Below are 19,080 nucleotides of genomic sequence, written 5' to 3'. Positions count from 1 at the left end.
GACCGGCCACGCGCCTGTACGCCAAGGCATCTCCTCCGTACAATGCTTCGTCATTTCCAGTCATCAGCAACCGACAACGGCCAACCATGCGCACCAGTCAATTTTTGCTCGCCACACAGAAAGAAACGCCTTCCGACGCCGTCGTGATCAGCCATCAGCTGATGCTGCGTGCCGGCATGATCCGCAAACTCGCCTCGGGCCTCTACACCTGGCTGCCGATGGGCCTGCGGGTGATGCGCAAGGTAGAAGCCATTGTGCGCGAAGAAATGGACGCCGCCGGTGCCCTGGAAGTGTTGATGCCCGGAACCCAGCCGGCCGAGCTGTGGCAGGAATCGGGACGCTGGGAAGAGTACGGCCCCGAGCTGCTGCGCCTCAAGGACCGTCACGGTCGCGACTTCTGCGCGGGCCCGACTCACGAGGAAGTGATCACCGACCTGATGCGCAACGAGCTGAGCAGCTATAAGCAGTTGCCCATCAACCTGTATCAGATCCAGACCAAATTCCGTGACGAGATCCGTCCACGCTTCGGCCTGATGCGTGGTCGCGAATTCATCATGAAGGACGCCTATTCGTTCCACGCCGACCTGGCGTCGCTGCAGGTCACCTACGACCGCATGCACCAGGCGTATTGCAACGTATTTACCCGCCTGGGCCTGAAATTCCGTCCGGTCGAAGCCGACAACGGCTCCATCGGCGGTGCCGGTTCCCACGAATTCCACGTACTGGCCGAGTCCGGTGAAGACGACATCGTCTTCAGCAGCGGTTCCGACTATGCCGCCAACATCGAAAAAGCCGAAGCCGTGCCACGGGAAACCTCCCGTCCCGCACCGACCGAAGAGCTGCGTCTGGTGGATACGCCAAACGCCAAGACCATCGCTCAGTTGGTGGAAGGCTACAACCTGCCGATCGAGCGCACCATCAAGACCCTGATCGTGCACGCCGAAGAAGAAGGCAAGCTGATCGCCCTGATCGTCCGTGGCGATCACGAGCTGAATGAAGTCAAGGCTGCCAATCAGCCAGGCGTCGCCAGCCCGCTGGTCATGGCCTCCGACGCCGAACTGCGCGATGCCATCGGAGCCGGAGCCGGCTCCCTTGGCCCGCTGAACCTGCCGCTGCCGATCATCATTGACCGCTCGGTGGAACTGATGAGCGACTTCGCCATCGGCGCCAACATCGACGACAAGCATTATTTCGGCGTGAACTGGGAGCGCGACCTGCCGGTTCCCACCGTGGCCGACCTGCGCAACGTCGTGGCCGGCGACCCGAGCCCGGACGGCAAAGGCGTGCTGGAAATCAAGCGCGGCATCGAAGTCGGCCACATCTTCCAGCTGGGCAACAAGTACAGCAAGGCGATGAAGTGCGAAGTGCTGGGCGAGAACGGCAAGCCGGTCACCCTGGAGATGGGTTGCTATGGCATTGGCGTGTCCCGCGTCGTGGCGGCCGCCATCGAGCAGAACAACGATGAGAAAGGCATCATCTGGAGCGACGCATTGGCACCGTTCCAGATCGCCCTGGTGCCGTTGCGCTACGAGACCGACCTGGTGCGCGAGGCCACCGACAAGCTCTACGCCGAACTGACGGCCGCCGGCTTCGAAGTACTGCTGGACGACCGCGACAAGAAAACCAGCCCCGGCATCAAGTTCGCGGACATGGAACTGATCGGCATCCCGCACCGGATCGTGGTCAGTGATCGCGGCCTGGCCGAAGGCAACCTGGAATACAAGAGCCGTACCGAGGCCGAGCCGCAAGCGCTGCCGGTCGCGGACGTGCTGTCCTTCCTCCAGGCCCGTATCCGCCGCTGACACCAGATAGAGACGTCATGTTCAAGCGAAACACCTTAGGCCTCGGGGGCGTCGCACTGTGCGGCGCCCTGCTGGTCAGTGGCTGTGCCAATCAAATGTCGCAACGCAGCGAGCACGAGGAACGGGTCGAGCGCAAATTGCTCGACCACAGCCTGCAGATCGATGCAGGCGAACCCAAGGTGCTCGACCTGCCGCAGCGTCGGGTACGCATCAACGAGCAGAAGACCTTCGAAGTCACCGAGTTCGAAGTCACTCGCCATTACGACCGTTACACGCCCTACCAACCCTGGCGGGAAATCTACGAGATCCCCCTCGGCGCCGTGGCGCTGGTGGCCGGCATCGGCGCTAACGTGGTCAACGTGATCACCTTCGGCAACGTGCCGGACAGCGCGACCCACGACTGGATCAGCTACGGTGTTTCCGGACTCAATCCGTTCATGAACGTGCCATCCCATGGCCGTGCCCAGCAGAACCTGGCCGGAATCGACGAAGTCCAGCGTGACAAACGCACCGAATATTCGAGCCTGCCCTGGAGCGAACGCCCGGTGCAGGTCAAGGCTGCCCGGCAAACCTTCGAGCTGAGCACCGACCGTAACGGCGTGCTGCGCTTGAACCTGCTGGAAAGCCCGTTCGCCGAATATGACCCGAGCCATTTGGGTAAATTGCAGATCAGCGTGACGGACGCCCTGGACGAGGTCCATATCGACTCCTCCCTGAGCATCAGCAGCAACCTGCGTAACAAGCTGGTTGAAGCCCATGCGCTGATCTATGACGACCTGGAAGACGACGAAGTGAGCCAGTGGGTCCACCGGGTCAAGCGCCTGTCGGAACTGGGGCTGGAAGAAGAGGCCAGCGAGCTGGAACAGAGCCTGATCGAATTGACCCGCAACGATCCGGAACTGCAGACCGAATTCCTTAAAGCCCTGACCAAGGATGGCGGCCGACTGGTGGCAGATCCCGGCGCGAACTGAAACACAACCTCTGTGGCGGGGGGATTTGTCCCCTCACCGCAAAGAAGCGCCTGATGCAGCCCCGCAACCTCAGCGCTCAAACAACTCCAACTGCTCGAACCCACCCCGCAAATCTTCCAGCCGTACCCCAATTCCCAGCAGTCGCACCGGCTTGCCCCCACGGTTGAACGCCTGGGTCAACAGCAGCTGATAGCTGCCCAGATCCCGCCCTGCCCCGGCCTGCTCCAGGGTTGTCTGGGTAAAGTCATGGAACTTCACTTTGACGAACGGCTTGCCGGGCCGATAGCTGCTATCGATTCGCGCCATGCGCCCACTCAGGGTTTGCATCAGTTCCGGCAGTTTGTCGAGACAACTGGCCAGATCAGGCAAGTCGACGTCATAAGTGTTTTCCACGCTGATGGATTGCCGTCGGCTGTCGTTATGCACCAGGCGCTCGTCGATTCCACGAGCGAGGTTCCACAGCCGCTCTCCGAAACTGCCGAACTCACGCACCAGCGCCAACTTGTCCCACTGGCGCAGTTGCAGGCAGTCGGCGATTCCGAGCCTGTTCAGTTTGTCGGCGGTCACCTTGCCGACGCCGTGGAGCTTGCTCACCGGCAGGGCCGAAACGAAGTCCTCGACCTGGTCCGGCGTAATGACGAACAAACCGTTGGGTTTCTTCCAGTCACTGGCGATCTTGGCCAGGAACTTGTTCGGCGCAACCCCGGCGGACACCGTGATATGCAGCTGGTTGGACACCCGTCGACGGATGTCCTGGGCGATCCGCGTGGCGCTGCCGCCGAAGTGAGCGCTGGCGGAGACGTCCAGATAGGCTTCATCCAGAGACAACGGCTCGATCAGGTCGGTGTAATCGCTGAATATCGTATGAATTTCCTTGGACGCTTCCCGATACGCATCCATACGCGGCTTGACGATGATCAGGTCCGGACACAGCTTCAAGGCATGGCCGGACGACATGGCCGAACGCACTCCATAGGCCCGAGCCTCGTAGTTACAGGTCGCAATCACGCCCCGCCGATCCGCCGACCCGCCGACAGCCATGGGCTTGCCGGCCAGCCGCGGGTCATCGCGCATTTCGATGGCAGCATAGAAGCAGTCGCAGTCGACGTGGATGATTTTGCGTTGCGTCATGGCGAAGCAGAATGTGAGGCAGATCGGACCGCCAGTATCGCACCCGAACCTGTATATAGCACCAGTAGTTTGAAAGATCCTTCGTGGCGGCAGGAAAATGCCCACGCGAAATTTAGTTTCTTCAATTGCAGCGCCCCCTCCAATAGCCTCCAGCCCTTGCCGGGCCTGCGTCACAGGGCAGTCACAATGCATTCTTCCGAGGCTAAGCACTTGAAGCGGAACAGTTTTTCCCAGGCCAAGGGTTGACAGTCATTCAATCCTCTGTAGAATGCCGCCTCACAGACGCGGGATGGAGCAGCCTGGTAGCTCGTCGGGCTCATAACCCGAAGGTCGTCGGTTCAAATCCGGCTCCCGCAACCAAACGTCTGAAAAAGGCCATTCGAAAGAATGGCCTTTTTTGTGCCTGATAGTTTTTCACTTGCGGGAGTTGGAGAGCCAGGTTGTAGGACAATTTTCTTTTTGATTTCTTGCATTTAGCCACATGGGCTGCGAATGGGCCGTTAATTTGACCTCACGCACTTTTAACGGTTGACACCTGAGCTTTCGCCTGTAAAATGCCGCCTCACAGACGCGGGATGGAGCAGCCTGGTAGCTCGTCGGGCTCATAACCCGAAGGTCGTCGGTTCAAATCCGGCTCCCGCAACCAAACGTCTAAAAAGAGGCCATTCGAAAGAGTGGCCTTTTTTGTGCCTGTTGTTTTTGCGTTTGGTAAAAATCGACTTCATTACAAAAGTTTTGTAATTATTTTCTGCCGCAGGGATTGGTAACCTGGCCGGATACCCCCATCCTGTCGCGCATAGCTCAAGAGGTGATTGATGCGCGCCCACTCTGACCCGCAAGACACTGTTACCGCGACACAACCGATCAAGGCCGAACGACTGCGCTGGCTGGACCGGATCAGCCAGTACCGCCAGCCGATCGGCCTCGCCGTCACGCTGTTGCTGTTTGCGATTGCACTGATTGCCTGTCGTCATCTGCTTAGTGAACTCGATCTTTACGCGCTGCACGACTCGATCCTCGATGTGCCTCGCCCGGCCCTGCTTGGCGCCATAGCCGCCACGGTCACAGGCTTCATCATTCTGTTGGGCTACGAATGGTCCGCCAGTCGCTATGCCGGTGTGACGCTCCCTACCCAGACATTGATTCTTGGCGGGTTTACCGCGTTTGCCATCGGCAATGCCATTGGCCTGTCACTGCTGTCGGGCGGTTCGGTGCGCTACCGGCTGTATGCCCGCCATGGCCTCGGAGCGGCGGATGTCGCCCACATGACATTGTTCGCCAGTCTGTCCCTGGGCTGCGCGCTGCCACCGCTGGCGGCCCTGGCCACTCTCAGCAACCTGCCCGCTGCCTCCGCGGCGCTGCACCTGCCCGCGACTTTGCTGGCCGCGATCTCCGTGGCGGTGTTGCTGCTCATGAGTGTGCTGGCTGTCGGTATCTACCGCCGGCGCCTGCCGGAACAGCCTCATCGGGACAGTCTCCTGGTCAAGGCCGGACGCCGTACCCTGCGCCTGCCGGGCCGACGCCTGACCTTCCTGCAATTGATCATCACGGCACTGGACGTGGCCGCCGCCGCCACGGTGCTGTATCTGCTGCTGCCCGAGGCGCCGCCCTTCGGCGCATTCCTGTTGGTGTACCTGCTGGCGTTGGCCGCCGGCGTGCTCAGCCATGTGCCGGGCGGCGTCGGGGTGTTCGAAGCGATCCTGCTCGCTGCCTTCGCCGACAAACTGGGTGCCGCGCCGCTGGCCGCCGCCCTGCTCCTTTACCGTCTGATCTACGTGTTGCTCCCCATGCTGGTGGCCTGCGTGCTGCTGCTGATCAATGAAGCGCAACGGCTGTTCCAGACCCGCCAGACCCTGCGGGCGGCGTCCGGTTTCGCGGCGCCGATCCTGGCGGTGCTGGTGTTCCTGTCGGGCGTGGTGCTGCTGTTTTCCGGCGTGACCCCGGAAATCGATACCCGCCTGGAGCACATCGGTTTCCTGATCCCTCATCGACTGGTGGACGCTTCGCACTTCGGCGCCAGCCTGGTGGGTGTCTTGTGCCTGTTGCTCGCCCAGGGCCTGCGCCGTCGCCTGTCGGCAGCCTGGATGTTGACCACCGTGTTGCTGCTGGTGGGCGCCCTGCTCTCGCTGCTCAAGGGCTTCGACTGGGAAGAGGCGACGTTGCTGACATTGACCGCCGCCCTGCTGGCTGTGTTCCGGCGCTCCTTCTATCGTCCGAGCCGCCTGACCGAACTGCCTTTTTCGCCGCTGTTCCTGATCGCCAGCCTCTGCGTGCTGGGCGCTTCGATCTGGTTGCTGCTGTTTGCCTATCAGGATGTCCCGTACAGCCATCAACTGTGGTGGCAGTTCACCCTGGACGCCGATGCCCCACGGGGTCTGCGCTCGCTGCTGGGGGCCGCAGTACTGCTGGTAGTCGTGTCGCTGACCTGGCTGCTGCGCACGGCGCGGCCGGTGATTCATTTACCCACGGCCGAGGAATTGGAGCGCGCCAGGGCGATTCTCATGACGTCTTCACAACCCGACGGTGGCTTGGCCCTGACTGGCGACAAGGCGTTGCTGTTTCATCCCAACGATGAGGCGTTCCTGATGTATGCCCGCCGCGGCCGCAGCCTGGTGGCGCTGTACGACCCGATCGGACCGACCCAGCAACGGGCCGAAATGATCTGGCAGTTCCGTGATCTGTGCGATATCCATCACGCCCGGCCGGTGTTCTATCAGGTGCGCGCCGAGAACCTGCCCTACTACATGGACATTGGCCTGACGGCAATCAAGCTGGGTGAAGAAGCGCGGGTCGACCTCAAGCGTTTCGACCTCGAGGCCAAGGGCAAGGAGATGAAGGACCTGCGTTACACTTGGAACCGTGGCACCCGGGACGGCCTGTCCCTGGAGATCCACGAGCCGGGCCAGGCCCCGATGGACGAACTCAAGGTCATTTCCGATGCCTGGTTGACCGGCAAGAACGTGCGCGAAAAAGGCTTCTCCCTGGGTCGTTTCAGCAATGACTACCTCAAGCATTTCCGCATCGCGGTGATCCGCTTCGAGGGTCGTCCGGTGGCCTTCGCCAACCTGTTGGAGACCCACAGCCACGAGCTGGCCAGCCTCGATTTGATGCGCGCCCACCCCGACGCCCCGAAGCTGACCATGGAATTCATGATGGTCGGCCTGATCCAACATTACAAAACCCATGACTACGCCCGCTTCAGCCTCGGCATGGTCCCGTTGTCGGGCCTGCAACCGCGTCGCGGCGCACCGCTGACCCAGCGCCTGGGCTCGATGGTGTTCCGCCGTGGCGAGCAGCTCTATAACTTCCAGGGGCTGCGCCGCTTCAAAGACAAATTCCAGCCTGACTGGGAACCTCGTTACATGGCCGTGCCTGCCGGACTTGATCCGCTGGTGGCACTGGCCGATACCGCCGCCCTGATTGCGGGCGGCCTGACTGGACTGGTGAAACGCTGATGATGCAACGCTCCTGGCGATATGTAGTGGCCGCCCTGCTGGTGCTGGCGGTGATCCTCGGTGGCGGTTACTGGTATTGGAACCGCCCGGCCCCACAACCCACTCTCGAACAACTGACGCCCGCCGATGGCGCGCCGATGACCCGGGTCATCCCAGGCACCAAGCCTCGCGCCCAGGTCCTGGTGGCCGTCAATGAAGACCAGAAACTCAGCGATACACAATTGACGACCCTGAGCCGCAGTGGCTCGGCGCAGATCGTCCAGGTGATCCTGCCCAAGGACTGCATGCTGCAGGGGCGCGCCCTGCAAGCCGGCCTGAGAGAACTTCAAGGACCGGCGACGCTGGTCAGCGGCATCGGCCCGGGGGCCGTGCTGGCGTGGCGCTGGCTGGCCGAGCAGAAGGACGACAAGGCCAAGGCCGTCTCGGTGGACCTGGCCCTGGAAAAACCCGGTTGCACCCACCTGCTGCCCAAAAGCGCCGCCCACGGTCACTGGCTGGTGGCCTGGAACGACAACCCCGACGACACCAGCGCTGCTTTCGTGCGGGATCAGAAGAATGCCGAAACCAGCATCAGCGACTACGACATCAACTTGCCGCAGGTGCTGAACAACGAACTGCGCAAAATCCTGGTGGGCGCGGAAAAAGGCAAGGGCGGCCTGGCCATCCCGGTGGTCGAAGTGCCCGCCAGCCAGGCCAGGGATACCGTGACCCTGTTCCTCTCCGGGGATGGCGGCTGGCGTGACCTGGACCGCGACGTGGCCGATGAAATGGCCAAGCTCGGCTACCCGGTGGTGGGCATCGACACCCTGCGCTACTACTGGCAGCACAAGAGCCCCGAGCAAAGCGCCGTGGACCTCACCGAACTGATGCAGCATTACCGCCAGGTGTGGGGGACCAAGCGCTTCATCCTCACCGGTTACTCCTTCGGCGCCGACGTGCTGCCAGCCATCTATAACCGCTTGCCGGCCACCGAACAGCAGCGGGTCGATGCAATCATCCTGCTGGCCTTTGCCCGCACGGGCAGCTTCGAGATCGAGGTCGAAGGCTGGCTCGGCAACGCCGGCACCGAAGCCGCCACCGGCCCGGAGATGGCCAAGCTCCCAGCCGAAAAAGTGGTGTGCATCTACGGCGCAGAAGAAGCCGACGAAAGCGGCTGCACCGACAAGACCGCCGTGGGCGAGGCCATGAAACTGCCGGGCGGCCATCACTTCGACGAAAACTACCCGGCCCTGGCCAGGCGCCTGATCGACGAGATCAACGATCGGCAGCCCAAGCCCGCTGATCAGTAATTCAATACCGGCTTAACGAGAAGCCCCTGCCGCTTTACAGCGTGCAGGGGCTTTCTGTTTTGGCGGTGCCGTCGCCTTCGTGAGCAAGCTCCCGCCGAGGGGGACTCAGTAGACCTGAACTCGCCACAGCTCCCGCGAAGCAGAACCCGCCGACATCGGTAGCCGCCCGTGCAGCGTTCGGTAGTTGTCGATCAGCACCAGATCACCTTCGCTCCATTGATGGGCAATCAGGCACTCCGGGTCGTAGACCAGGCTGTTGACCCGATCCAGCAACGTCTGTTGTGCCTCCTCGTCATGATCCTGCACAGACTGGCTGAGGGTCTGCAACGTCGAGTCGGTGCCTTCCTGATAACGCAGGATGAGTTCGCCGCTGCGGGGATGATGATCCACCAGACTGTACATGCGCGGCGAACCGCCGAAGTAGGTCATTTTGGTGTAGTAGGTGATGTTCACCGCCTGCCATTGCCGGGCGACCTGTTGTCCGACCTTGCGCAACACGTTCCGGCTGTCGACGATGGTGGTCTGGCCTTCGCCCGGCAGCGGCGCCGTCTTGCAATACAACATGAACTTGCTGGCGCAGAATTTCGGGTTGCGCTGAACCTGAGGATCGCTATCGGGCAGCATGTTCAAGTCCCAATGCAATGGGGTTTTCTCCAGCGAGTGCACCACGCCTTGCGGTTTGTCCGCTGGCTTGACCACGTGCACGGCGCCGAAGGCCCATTCGTACAGGGTGCCAAAGCGTTCGCAACTGCGGGCGAAACTGTCCTGATCCTCGAAATGACAGCCCTTGAGGCAGACAAAGCCGAAGGTTTCCACCAGCGCCTCCAAGAGCCCCGTCGACAGTCGTTCGAAACCCAGCCCCAACGGATCCCGCACCACCAGACCGAAGAGCGGCAGTTTTTGCAGCTCGTACTCGAAGCCTTGTGCCTGGGGACCTTCTGTCTGGTGATAAAGCCACGGCCGCCCCTGCCAGGTGACCAGCACATGCTGGTCCAGGTCGACCTGGGCTCGCGCGCGCAGGCGCTGGCTCCCGTCGAGGTTACGTACAGGCACCGCGTGCCAGGGACTGTCGACGCGACCCAACCCTTCAGCCAGCCCGACGGTAAACTTGGGCCCGGTATTGCTGTACTGATGGACCGACAATCGGATGTCATCAGGGAAGAAGCGATCCACCGCAGCATTCAAGGCCTGGCCACGCAGCATCATTTGATAGGCCTTGTAACTGATTTGCTGCAGGTACTCGTCTTCGCTCTGCCCTTCCTCGCGGCACAGGCGCAGGTCGTTGTAGAGATGACTGCACAGATTGTCATGGGTCCGACCGAGGGCTTCATCATGCCGGCTCTGTTCGATCAGGTCCCCCAGGTTTTTCCAGGGTAACCGGGCCTGCTTGACCAGGCTGGCGCGTACCGCCTCGGCACTTTGAGCCTGCGGGAACAGGTCTTCCATGCTGACCCATTCAATGGTGTGGGTCGTACACAGCTCACGCAGCGCCCGGTTATAGTCCGCACGAACGTCATCGCTCACCCCGACGATGTCATTGAACGTCGTGCCATCGCTGAGGATCGATACCACGCAACCAGGCTCATGCAGCGCGGCAATCGCCTGGCCCATCTGATCGAGGCGTTCGATGGCCATGACCTCACCATAGTCCGGCAGTACACCGAAGGTCTGGTCGATGGCATTAGGGGATTTGCAGGGAAAACCCGGCAGGATCAGGCGTACCGGACGGCGCTGATCGAAGCATTGCCCCAGCCGGAGTGCCAGACAGTCCCGGCCCTGTGTTTCAAAACGATCATCCGTACCCTTGAACAGGTAACCGGCCAGCAAATCGCTGACGGCCGTGATCCAGGCTTCTCTATGTTCCATGGAACAGCTTCCTTGAGAGTGGGTGTATCAACAGGTTTTGACGGTATCGCCATGCTCGATGAACGCCTGCACGGCGCCACGGTGTTGCTTGAGGATGTGTAACAGCCCGGCCGGCTGTTCACAGTAGAAGTCGGGGACCTGGGCCTGCCCGGTACACGTCGGACCATAGCCCCAGGCGACCATTGCCGAGGACATGCCCGCGGCACGGGCAGTCTGCAGATCGATCTCCGTGTCCCCGACGAACAGGCAGTGTCGGGGCTCGACCGACAACCGTCGTGCGGCTTCCCACGCTACCGCCGGCTGGGGCTTGAGCGAGCGGCCTGCGCGGTGTCCCAGGATCGCCTCGAATGCCGTATGCGCGAGCAGCGACTCAGCGACCCGGTAGGCCATGTCCTCGGCTTTGTTGGTCACGATCGCCAGTGGCAGTTGGAGCGCTTGGCAGCCTTCGAGCATGGCCAATACACCCCTGAAGGGCTTGGAAAACTGCACCAGATGATCCTGGTACAGGCCCACATAACGCTGGTGCAACATGGCCGCATCGGCGATGCCAAACTGCGTCGCCACTGCCTCGATCATCGCCGTGGTGCCGCCGCCGATATAGCCCCGCACCGTTTCTGTTGTCAGCGATGGACACCCGTGCGCCAGCAGCACCTGGTTCAGGCACCAGGTGATGTCCGGCAAGGTGTCTACCAGAGTCCCGTCCAGATCGAAGAGCACGGCATCGATCCGCAACCGAGGCGTTCTCATTGGGCACAGGCGTAGTGACAAGGACGCCCCTTGCGAAATACCAGCCGATGGAAGCGCTCGTCGACATTGCTGCGTTTCTCGAGGGTCACCACACCCCGTCGCTTGATTGCCACCGAGTGCCAGGGTGTTCGCCACAGGTCACTGGTCGGAACGAGGCGGATACCGATTTTCGCCGATACCGCCAGTTGCGGGTGAATCGACAGGCGCAGGCAATCCGGATAGCGCGCCTGCAACAGTGCACTCCAGGCCTCACTGCGCTGGATCACTCGCTGAGAGGCCGGCTTGGCGATCTTCTTCACCGCGTTGAGGCTCATGCCGGCGAATGCCTCAAGCCCCGAATAATCCTCGGACAGGAAACGATGGATACCGCAGTACATCAACATCATGTGCGGATCGTCCTTGAAGCGCTGTTGCAGCAGGATCAATGACTGACCGTGTTCGATCATCATTTCTTCGCGCATCGCGTCCAGGCAGTCAAGCTGAGGGTAGGCATTGCTGAGGTCGAAATGGGCAAAAGTGCCGCCGTAGTGCTGTTCGGCGTAATCCTGGATCGAGTCGGTATACGCCTTGACGTCCGCATCGGGGACACGCACCAGATCGGCAAACACATAACCATCCGAGCAGATGTGGATCAACGCACCGGGTGCATAGATCGCCTGGATTTCGGCACACAGGCGATACAGCTCGTCGATGGCATGGTATTCAGCCAGGTCAGGCAAGTGGCTCAGGGTTTTCTTGCGGCTGGGGGATTTTCCGGGAAAGGCCGGCAAAACCATTTCAACTTTGCGACCGCTTTCGACTGCCCGCGTGACTTTCGCCAGATGGGGCTCCAACACCGGCAAGGAAAGTTCGTCGCTTTCTCCGGGGGCGAGGCTACGACGGCGAAACAGGCATTCGAGAATCTGTTGGGCAATGTTCCGGGACGAGACAGGCTGATGCTCATGCACGCCCTGACCGCCCACCTGTGGGGCAACGGTGGTTGAACCCTGCATAGACAATCCTTTGTTTGATGGTGGCGGCAGCCAAATCCTTGGCCACCGGCAGATACTCCCTGATCTGCGAGCGGGTAAAAATCCTACAGAAAGCAAACACTTGTCAAATTTTTACGAAGCGCCACAGGACAGTGCTGTCACGGAATACCGGGACAAATGCCGCAAAAAATCCCCCGCTGCCGCAAGGCAACGGGGGGCTTTGGATTGACCGCGCCCACGCTCGGCCAGAAACGTCCTTTGCGCTCCAAGGCCTGAACGCAAATCGTCGGTGGACGCTACATCTCGACCTGCGTCCCCAATTCAATCACCCGGTTCAACGGCAGATTGAAGAACCGCAAATTGCCATTGGCATTCTTCAACATGAAAGCGAACAGCAATTCACGCCAGCGGGCCATGCCTTCGAGCTTGGAGGCGATGACCGTCTCGCGACTGAGGAAATAAGTGGTGCGCATCGGGCTGAAGTCCAGGTCATCCAGATGACAGAGCTTGAGCGCCTCGGGCACGTCCGGCTCGTCGGTGAAGCCGAAATGGAGAATGACCCGGAAGAAGCCTTCGCCGTAGGAATCGACCTCGAAGCGCCGTTGTGGCGGTACACGAGGGATGTCCTCGTACACCACCGTCAGCAACACCACTTGCTCATGCAACACCTGGTTGTGCAGCAAGTTGTGCAACAGCGCGTGGGGCACGGCATCGGAGCGTGCAGTCAGGAACACGGCGGTGCCCTGGACCCGGTGAGGTGGCTGCACGCGGATACTGCTGATGAAGATCGGCAGTGGCAGCGCGCCCTCGTCCAGACGCTCCACCAGCAACTGCTTGCCGCGCTTCCAGGTGGTCATCAGCACGAACAAGGCAATACCGGCGATGACCGGGAAGGCCCCGCCCTGGATGATCTTCGGCACGTTGGCGGCGAAGTACAGGCCATCCACCAGCAGGAAACCGAGCAATACCGGCACCGCCAGCACAGGTGGCCATTTCCACAGCAGCAACATCACCGCCGACACCAGGATGGTGGTCATCAGCATGGTGCCCGTTACCGCGACGCCGTAGGCCGAGGCCAGCGCACCGGAAGACTCGAAACCCAGCACCAGCAGCACCACGCCGACCATCAACGACCAATTCACCGCACCGATGTAGATCTGTCCTTGCTCGGCGCTGGAGGTGTGCTGGATGTACATGCGAGGGATGTAGCCCAGTTGGATCGCCTGGCGCGTCAGGGAAAATGCTCCGGAGATCACCGCTTGCGACGCGATCACCGTGGCCAGGGTCGCAAGACCGACCAAGGGCAGCAGTGCCCAGCTTGGCGCCAGCAGGTAAAACGGGTTGCGCGCCGCCTCCGGATCGCCCAACAGCAATGCGCCCTGGCCGAAATAGTTGAGCATCAACCCCGGCAGTACCAGGATGAACCAGGCGCGGGCAATGGGTTTGCGACCGAAGTGGCCCATGTCGGCGTACAGCGCTTCGGCGCCGGTCAGCGCCAGCACCACGGCACCGAGGATCGCCACGCCCATGCCCGGATGGACCACGAAGAAACGCACGGCCCAGGTCGGATTCACTGCCTGCAACACTTCCGGATGCTGAATGATGCCGTATACACCAAGGGCGCCGAGCACCAGGAACCAGGTGACCATGATCGGGCCGAACAGGATGCCGATCCGGGCGGTACCGTGGCGCTGGATCAGAAACAGCGCCACCAGTACCACAAGAGACAGCGGCACGACCCAATGGTCGATACCCTCGAAGGCCAGCTCCAGGCCTTCGAACGCCGACAGTACGGAAATCGCCGGCGTGATCATGCTATCGCCATAGAACAGCGCCGCGCCGATCAAACCGCAGATCACCAACAGCGTACGCAAGCGCTTGCGCTCCCCGGCCGCGCGTCGCGCCAGGGCAGTCAGCGCCATGATGCCGCCCTCGCCCTGGTTGTCGGCACGCAGGACGAACATCATGTACTTGATCGAGACGACCCAGATCAGCGACCAGAAAATCAGCGACAGGATCCCCAACACCCCGTCGTGATTGACAGGCACGCCATAGGCGCCGGAAAACACTTCTTTAAGGGTGTACAACGGGCTCGTGCCGATGTCGCCATACACCACCCCGACCGCTGCGACCAGCATGCTAAGCGGATTCGCTGCCGAATGCCCGGCACCCGCCGCCTGACTACTTGCCTGCCCCATCCAATACTCCTGACTTCCAGACCTGTCTTCTTCTACGAAGCACGATGCTTCAGCGTACGCGGCTTTACATCTCGTTACAGGTATTTTGTTGACCATTCAAAGCGGCAAAGCGCAAAGGCGCGAAGCATAGCGCAGCACTCGTCGTTTTTCCCGGTATAAAGCTGGTCAAGAGCGTCGTCCATCGCTAGAATTGCGCACTTTTTGATCAGAGGCGCGTCAGCGCCCTGTCTCCGTATCAGAGACGATCCCCCTACACCGAGGTTAGACATGTCCACCACTACCGCGCCAGCCAATCCCAAGGTCGGCTTCGTTTCCCTGGGTTGCCCGAAGGCCCTGGTCGACTCCGAGCGCATCCTGACCCAGCTGCGTATGGAAGGCTATGACGTCGTGTCCACGTACCAGGACGCCGACGTAGTAGTGGTCAACACCTGTGGCTTCATCGACTCGGCCAAGGCCGAGTCCCTGGAAGTGATCGGTGAAGCCATCAAGGAAAACGGCAAGGTCATCGTCACCGGCTGCATGGGCGTGGAAGAAGGCAACATCCGTGACGTGCACCCGAGCGTGCTGGCCGTGACCGGCCCGCAGCAGTACGAACAGGTAGTCAGCGCGGTACACGAGGTGGTGCCACCGAAGCAGGACCACAACCCGCTGATCGACCTGGTACCGCCACAAGGCATCAAGCTGACCCCACGTCACTACGCCTACCTGAAGATTTCCGAAGGCTGCAACCACAGCTGCAGCTTCTGCATCATCCCGTCGATGCGCGGCAAACTGGTCAGCCGTCCGGTGGGCGATGTACTCGACGAGGCACAACGCCTGGTCAAGTCTGGCGTCAAGGAACTGCTGGTGATTTCCCAGGACACCAGCGCCTATGGCGTCGATGTGAAATACCGCACCGGCTTCTGGAACGGTGCGCCGGTGAAAACCCGCATGACCGAACTGTGCGAAGCCCTCAGCACCCTCGGCGTCTGGGTTCGTCTGCACTATGTTTATCCGTACCCGCATGTCGACGAGCTGATCCCGCTGATGGCCGCCGGCAAGATCCTGCCGTACCTGGACATCCCGTTCCAGCACGCCAGCCCGAAGGTCCTCAAGGCCATGAAACGCCCGGCGTTCGAAGACAAGACGCTGGCCCGTATCAAGAACTGGCGCGAAATCTGCCCGGACCTGATCATCCGCTCGACCTTCATCGTCGGCTTCCCCGGCGAAACCGAAGAAGACTTCCAGTACCTGCTGGACTGGCTGACCGAAGCCCAGCTCGACCGCGTTGGGTGCTTCCAGTACTCCCCGGTCGAAGGCGCACCGGCTAACGACCTGAACCTGGACGTGGTACCGGACGACGTCAAGCAGGACCGTTGGGAGCGCTTCATGGCGCACCAACAGGCCATCAGCTCGGAGCGCCTGCAAATGCGTATCGGCCGTGAAATCGAAGTGCTGGTGGACGAAGTGGACGAACAAGGCGCCGTGGGCCGCTGCTTCTTCGACGCTCCGGAAATCGACGGCAACGTGTTCATCGACAACGGCAGCCACCTCAAACCGGGCGACAAGGTCTGGTGCAAGGTGATCGACGCTGACGAATATGATTTGTGGGCTGAGCAGATCGGTTGACCAATCGCCTGCACAAGGCCACTGCAATACCCTGTGGGAGCCGAGCTTGCTCGGCTCCCACAGGTGCTTTGCAAACCCGCAAAAATGGATAAGCCCTGCCCCTGAACAAGATGCGGGGCTTTTTTACGGCTATCGTAAGGAGACCACGGGATATTCAGCACAAGGAACAGGCGGGCATGCGCCAGCATTCGGTCATTCACACCCCAAAACCCAGCGATTACCAGGAGCTGACCCAAGTCTGGGAGGCTTCGGTGCGGGCCACCCACGATTTTCTGCCGGACAGCTACATCGAACTGTTGAAAAACCTGGTACTGACCCGTTACCTGGACGCGGTGATGCTGATCTGCACCCGCGACGCTCGACTGCGCATCACCGGGTTCGCCGGTGTGGCGGCCGGCAAGATCGAGATGCTGTTCATCGACCCGCAACATCGGGGCCAGGGATTGGGCAAGCAGTTGTTGCATTACGCCATGGAGCACATGAACGCCGATCAGCTGGACGTCAACGAACAGAACCCACAGGCCCTGGGCTTTTACCTCAAGCAAGGGTTCGAAGTGGTCGGCCGTTCGGCACGAGACGGCATGAACCAGCCGTATCCCCTGCTGCACATGCGCTACCGTCAGCCCGAGCTGAAGGCCCAGCGCGGCTGAACGAGGCAAATCGACGCGCGATTAACCGGCGCCAGACAGGTACAATGGCTGCCCTCTTTTCGTTACGGCCCTGTCATGACTGACCCGATTCGCCTCTCCAAACGCCTTATCGAACTGGTCGGCTGTTCCCGCCGGGAGGCCGAGCTGTTCATCGAGGGCGGCTGGGTCACCGTGGACGGCGAAGTCGTCGACGAACCGCAGTTCAAGGTCACCACGCAAAAAGTCGAGCTTGATCCGCAAGCCAAGGCCTCCGCGCCGGAACCGGTCACCCTGCTGTTGAACGTTCCAGCGGGCATGGACGTGGACACCGCCATGGCCAGCCTGGGCCCGCAGTCCCTGAGCGAAGAACATCGCTTCGGCAAACGCCCGCTCAAGGGCCATTTCCTGCGCCTGACCGCCAGCGCCGACCTGCAGGCCAACGCCAGCGGTCTGCTGGTGTTCACCCAGGACTGGAAAATCCTCCGCAAGCTCACCGCCGATGCGGCCAGAATCGAGCAGGAATACGTGGTGGAAGTCGAAGGCGAGATGGTCGCCCATGGCCTCAATCGCCTGAACCATGGCCTGACCTACAAGGGCAAGGAATTGCCGGCGGTCAAGGCCAGCTGGCAGAACGAGAACCGCCTGCGCTTCGCCATGAAGAACCCGCAGCCGGGGATCATCGCGCTGCTTTGCCAGGCGGTCGGCCTCAAGGCGACGGCCATCCGCCGCATCCGTGTCGGCGGCGTGTCCATCGGCAAGGTGCCGCTGGGTCAGTGGCGCTACCTGTCGGCCAAAGAGAAATTCTAATTTTCCGGTGCCCCGCCGAGCCGGGGCGTCCACTGCAGATCGATCAGGATTGCATACATGATTCACAACGACGTACTGCGCAGCGTGCGCTACATGCTCGACATCAGCGACAAGAAAGTCATCGAAATCATCAAGCTCGGCGGCCTGGAGGTGTCCCTCGCGGACTTGGCAGGCTATCTGAAGAAAGAAGATGAAGAAGGCTTTGTGTTCTGCCCCGATGAAGTCATGGCGCATTTTCTCGATGGCCTGGTGATCTTCAAGCGGGGCAAGGATGAGAGCCGGCCGCCATTGCCCATCGAAGTACCGGTGACCAACAACATCATCCTCAAGAAGCTACGGGTGGCCTTCGAATTGAAGGAGGATGACATGCACGCAATCCTCAAGTCGGCGGATTTTCCGGTGTCCAAGCCGGAACTCAGCGCGCTGTTCCGCAAATTCGGCCACACCAACTATCGTCCGTGCGGCGACCAGTTGCTGCGCAACTTCCTTAAGGGGCTGACGCTGCGCGTCAGAGCTTGAACAATAGCTCCAAGCCTCAAGCGGCAAGCTATTCACTTGTCGCTTGTCGCTTGTCGCTTGTCGCTTGTCGCTTGAAGCTTGAAGCTTGAAGCTTGAAGCTTGAAGCTTGAAGCATGAGACTTTAAATGACCTACACCGTCTCCCCCATCGGCTTCGTACGCTCCTGTTTCAAGGAGAAGTTCGCCATCCCCCGGCAACCGCAACTGGCGCCGGCCGCGCGGGGCGTGCTGGAGCTGGTGACGCCGTTCGATCAGGGCGATGCGGTACAGGGCCTGGAGCAGGTCAGCCATGTCTGGTTGCTGTTCCTGTTCCACCAGGCCCTGGAAGAAAAGCCGCGACTGAAGGTTCGTCCGCCACGCCTGGGCGGAAACAAGTCCATGGGCGTATTCGCGACCCGTGCCACTCACCGCCCCAATGGCATCGGGCAATCCGTGGTCAAGTTGGATCGGGTCGAAGCCGGGCGGCTGTGGATCTCGGGGATTGATCTGCTGGACGGCACCCCGGTCCTGGATATCAAACCCTACGTGCCCTATGCCGACATTATCGGCTCGGCGACCAACACCATCGCCCAGGCCGCGCCTGGGTTGATCCCGGTGCAATGGACGGATACGGCGTTGCTCCAGGCTCAAAGCCATGCCACTCGCCTGGAAGAACCCTTGGTAGAACTGATCGAACAATGCCTGGCCCAGGATCCGCGTCCGGCGTACCAGGTGCCTGCGGCCGAACGGGAATACGGAGCGCAGTTCTGGGACCTGGATGTGCGCTGGCACTACCCGCAGCCAGGGTTGATCCGGGTGTTGGAAGTCATTCCCGCGAAGGGATAACCGCCGGAAACGAAAAAGCCCGCGCTGCCTTCATCAGGTAGCGCGGGCTTTTTCGTGGGCTGTCAGTCAGACCGAGTCGTCATCATCGCGAGCAGGCTCGCTCCCACAGTTGATATCAGTGAACACAAAAATCAGTCCACACACAATCCAACGTGGGAGATTCTATGGTTGAGGGGAAGCCCTCAAGCCGCTTTTGGTTGGTATTCGCTTTGCCCTTTCAGCAGAGCGAATACGATCCGAGCAAGCTTGCGAGCCAGCATTAC

The 19,080-nt window shown here is 61.0% G+C and carries 14 protein-coding genes and 2 tRNA genes; 11 read left to right on the top strand and 5 right to left on the bottom strand.

All coding sequences use genetic code 11. The features are described from left to right. The first annotated feature begins 86 nt into the window (after positions 1-86). On the top strand, positions 87-1,802 hold the full coding sequence (locus tag EGM97_RS12025) for a proline--tRNA ligase (RefSeq protein WP_238964106.1): 1,716 nt from the start codon (positions 87-89) through the stop codon (positions 1,800-1,802). A gap of 17 nt (positions 1,803-1,819) precedes the next feature. Next, positions 1,820-2,773, top strand: coding sequence for a hypothetical protein (locus tag EGM97_RS12020; protein WP_238964104.1), 954 nt, complete (start codon positions 1,820-1,822; stop codon positions 2,771-2,773). Positions 2,774-2,842: 69 nt separating this feature from the next. Here the strand turns inward: EGM97_RS12020 and dinB are convergent, their stop codons facing one another. After that, positions 2,843-3,904 carry a DNA polymerase IV gene (gene dinB / locus EGM97_RS12015; RefSeq protein WP_238964102.1) on the bottom strand — a complete coding sequence of 354 codons (1,062 nt, stop codon included), beginning with the start codon at positions 3,902-3,904 and terminating at the stop codon, positions 2,843-2,845. Positions 3,905-4,187: 283 nt separating this feature from the next. Here dinB and EGM97_RS12010 point away from each other — a divergent pair. From EGM97_RS12010 to EGM97_RS11995, 4 genes are all read left to right on the top strand, one after another. Continuing rightward, positions 4,188-4,264: transfer RNA gene (locus EGM97_RS12010), tRNA-Met, on the top strand. Positions 4,265-4,473: 209 nt separating this feature from the next. After that, positions 4,474-4,550 (top strand) — tRNA-Met (locus EGM97_RS12005). 169 nt (positions 4,551-4,719) lie between these two features. Next, positions 4,720-7,359, top strand: coding sequence for a bifunctional lysylphosphatidylglycerol flippase/synthetase MprF (gene mprF / locus EGM97_RS12000; protein WP_238964100.1), 2,640 nt, complete (start codon positions 4,720-4,722; stop codon positions 7,357-7,359). Beyond that, positions 7,359-8,648, top strand: a complete 1,290-nt coding sequence (locus EGM97_RS11995) for a virulence factor family protein (RefSeq protein WP_238964098.1) — start codon at positions 7,359-7,361, stop codon at positions 8,646-8,648. Before mprF ends, EGM97_RS11995 begins: the two co-directional genes overlap by 1 nt. A 105-nt stretch (positions 8,649-8,753) precedes the next feature. On the opposite strand, the gene EGM97_RS11990 is transcribed toward EGM97_RS11995, so the two are convergent. The 4 genes from EGM97_RS11990 to EGM97_RS11975 all read right to left on the bottom strand — a co-directional run bounded on the left by EGM97_RS11990 (position 8,754) and on the right by EGM97_RS11975 (position 14,370). After that, on the bottom strand, positions 8,754-10,514 hold the full coding sequence (locus tag EGM97_RS11990; protein ID WP_238964095.1) for an isocyanide synthase family protein: 1,761 nt from the start codon (positions 10,512-10,514) through the stop codon (positions 8,754-8,756). A 27-nt stretch (positions 10,515-10,541) separates the two neighbouring features. Next, positions 10,542-11,231: an HAD family hydrolase gene (locus EGM97_RS11985; RefSeq protein ID WP_238964088.1), complete on the bottom strand. Its 690-nt coding sequence runs from the start codon at positions 11,229-11,231 to the stop codon at positions 10,542-10,544. Positions 11,232-11,257: 26 nt separating this feature from the next. Further along, positions 11,258-12,253, bottom strand: a complete 996-nt coding sequence (locus EGM97_RS11980) for an isocyanide synthase family protein (RefSeq protein ID WP_238964086.1) — start codon at positions 12,251-12,253, stop codon at positions 11,258-11,260. Positions 12,254-12,528: 275 nt separating this feature from the next. Then, the gene (locus EGM97_RS11975) at positions 12,529-14,370 is read right to left on the bottom strand and encodes a potassium transporter Kup (protein WP_477788810.1); all 1,842 of its coding nucleotides are present in this window, start codon (positions 14,368-14,370) and stop codon (positions 12,529-12,531) included. A 327-nt stretch (positions 14,371-14,697) separates the two neighbouring features. On the opposite strand from EGM97_RS11975, the gene rimO reads away from it, so the two are divergent. From rimO to tsaA, 5 genes are all read left to right on the top strand, one after another. Then, a complete protein-coding gene (rimO, locus tag EGM97_RS11970) occupies positions 14,698-16,038 on the top strand; it encodes a 30S ribosomal protein S12 methylthiotransferase RimO (RefSeq protein WP_238964082.1) in 1,341 nt (446 codons plus the stop codon). A gap of 176 nt (positions 16,039-16,214) precedes the next feature. Further along, positions 16,215-16,688 (top strand): GNAT family N-acetyltransferase, encoded by a 474-nt coding sequence (locus EGM97_RS11965; RefSeq protein WP_238964080.1) that lies wholly within the window; start codon positions 16,215-16,217, stop codon positions 16,686-16,688. 75 nt (positions 16,689-16,763) lie between these two features. Then, positions 16,764-17,474 (top strand): rRNA pseudouridine synthase, encoded by a 711-nt coding sequence (locus EGM97_RS11960; protein ID WP_238964074.1) that lies wholly within the window; start codon positions 16,764-16,766, stop codon positions 17,472-17,474. A gap of 57 nt (positions 17,475-17,531) precedes the next feature. Then, complete coding sequence (locus EGM97_RS11955; RefSeq protein WP_238964067.1) at positions 17,532-17,993, top strand: YehS family protein; 462 nt, start codon at positions 17,532-17,534, stop codon at positions 17,991-17,993. A 125-nt stretch (positions 17,994-18,118) separates the two neighbouring features. Continuing rightward, positions 18,119-18,817: a tRNA (N6-threonylcarbamoyladenosine(37)-N6)-methyltransferase TrmO gene (gene tsaA / locus EGM97_RS11950; RefSeq protein WP_238964065.1), complete on the top strand. Its 699-nt coding sequence runs from the start codon at positions 18,119-18,121 to the stop codon at positions 18,815-18,817. Positions 18,818-19,080: the final 263 nt, after the last annotated feature.

Source organism: Pseudomonas sp. AF32 (assembly GCF_022342325.2).
In the GTDB taxonomy this organism is placed as follows: Bacteria; Pseudomonadota; Gammaproteobacteria; order Pseudomonadales; family Pseudomonadaceae; genus Aquipseudomonas; species Aquipseudomonas uvaldensis.
Note: the sequence above shows the minus strand (reverse complement) of the source record. Positions and strands in the feature narration are given on the sequence as shown.

What these genes read in the sequence shown, in the direction of transcription:
- EGM97_RS11975 (WP_477788810.1), bottom strand. Translation starts at nt 14,370, where the DNA reads ATGCTGGTCGCAGCGGTCGGGGTGGTGTATGGCGACATCGGCACGAGC.
- EGM97_RS11990 (WP_238964095.1), bottom strand. Translation starts at nt 10,514, where the DNA reads ATGGAACATAGAGAAGCCTGGATCACGGCCGTCAGCGATTTGCTGGCC.
- EGM97_RS11995 (WP_238964098.1), top strand. Translation starts at nt 7,359, where the DNA reads ATGATGCAACGCTCCTGGCGATATGTAGTGGCCGCCCTGCTGGTGCTG.
- EGM97_RS11965 (WP_238964080.1), top strand. Translation starts at nt 16,215, where the DNA reads ATGCGCCAGCATTCGGTCATTCACACCCCAAAACCCAGCGATTACCAG.
- EGM97_RS11955 (WP_238964067.1), top strand. Translation starts at nt 17,532, where the DNA reads ATGATTCACAACGACGTACTGCGCAGCGTGCGCTACATGCTCGACATC.
- mprF (WP_238964100.1), top strand. Translation starts at nt 4,720, where the DNA reads ATGCGCGCCCACTCTGACCCGCAAGACACTGTTACCGCGACACAACCG.
- EGM97_RS12020 (WP_238964104.1), top strand. Translation starts at nt 1,820, where the DNA reads ATGTTCAAGCGAAACACCTTAGGCCTCGGGGGCGTCGCACTGTGCGGC.
- rimO (WP_238964082.1), top strand. Translation starts at nt 14,698, where the DNA reads ATGTCCACCACTACCGCGCCAGCCAATCCCAAGGTCGGCTTCGTTTCC.
- EGM97_RS11960 (WP_238964074.1), top strand. Translation starts at nt 16,764, where the DNA reads ATGACTGACCCGATTCGCCTCTCCAAACGCCTTATCGAACTGGTCGGC.
- EGM97_RS12025 (WP_238964106.1), top strand. Translation starts at nt 87, where the DNA reads ATGCGCACCAGTCAATTTTTGCTCGCCACACAGAAAGAAACGCCTTCC.
- EGM97_RS11980 (WP_238964086.1), bottom strand. Translation starts at nt 12,253, where the DNA reads ATGCAGGGTTCAACCACCGTTGCCCCACAGGTGGGCGGTCAGGGCGTG.
- tsaA (WP_238964065.1), top strand. Translation starts at nt 18,119, where the DNA reads ATGACCTACACCGTCTCCCCCATCGGCTTCGTACGCTCCTGTTTCAAG.
- dinB (WP_238964102.1), bottom strand. Translation starts at nt 3,904, where the DNA reads ATGACGCAACGCAAAATCATCCACGTCGACTGCGACTGCTTCTATGCT.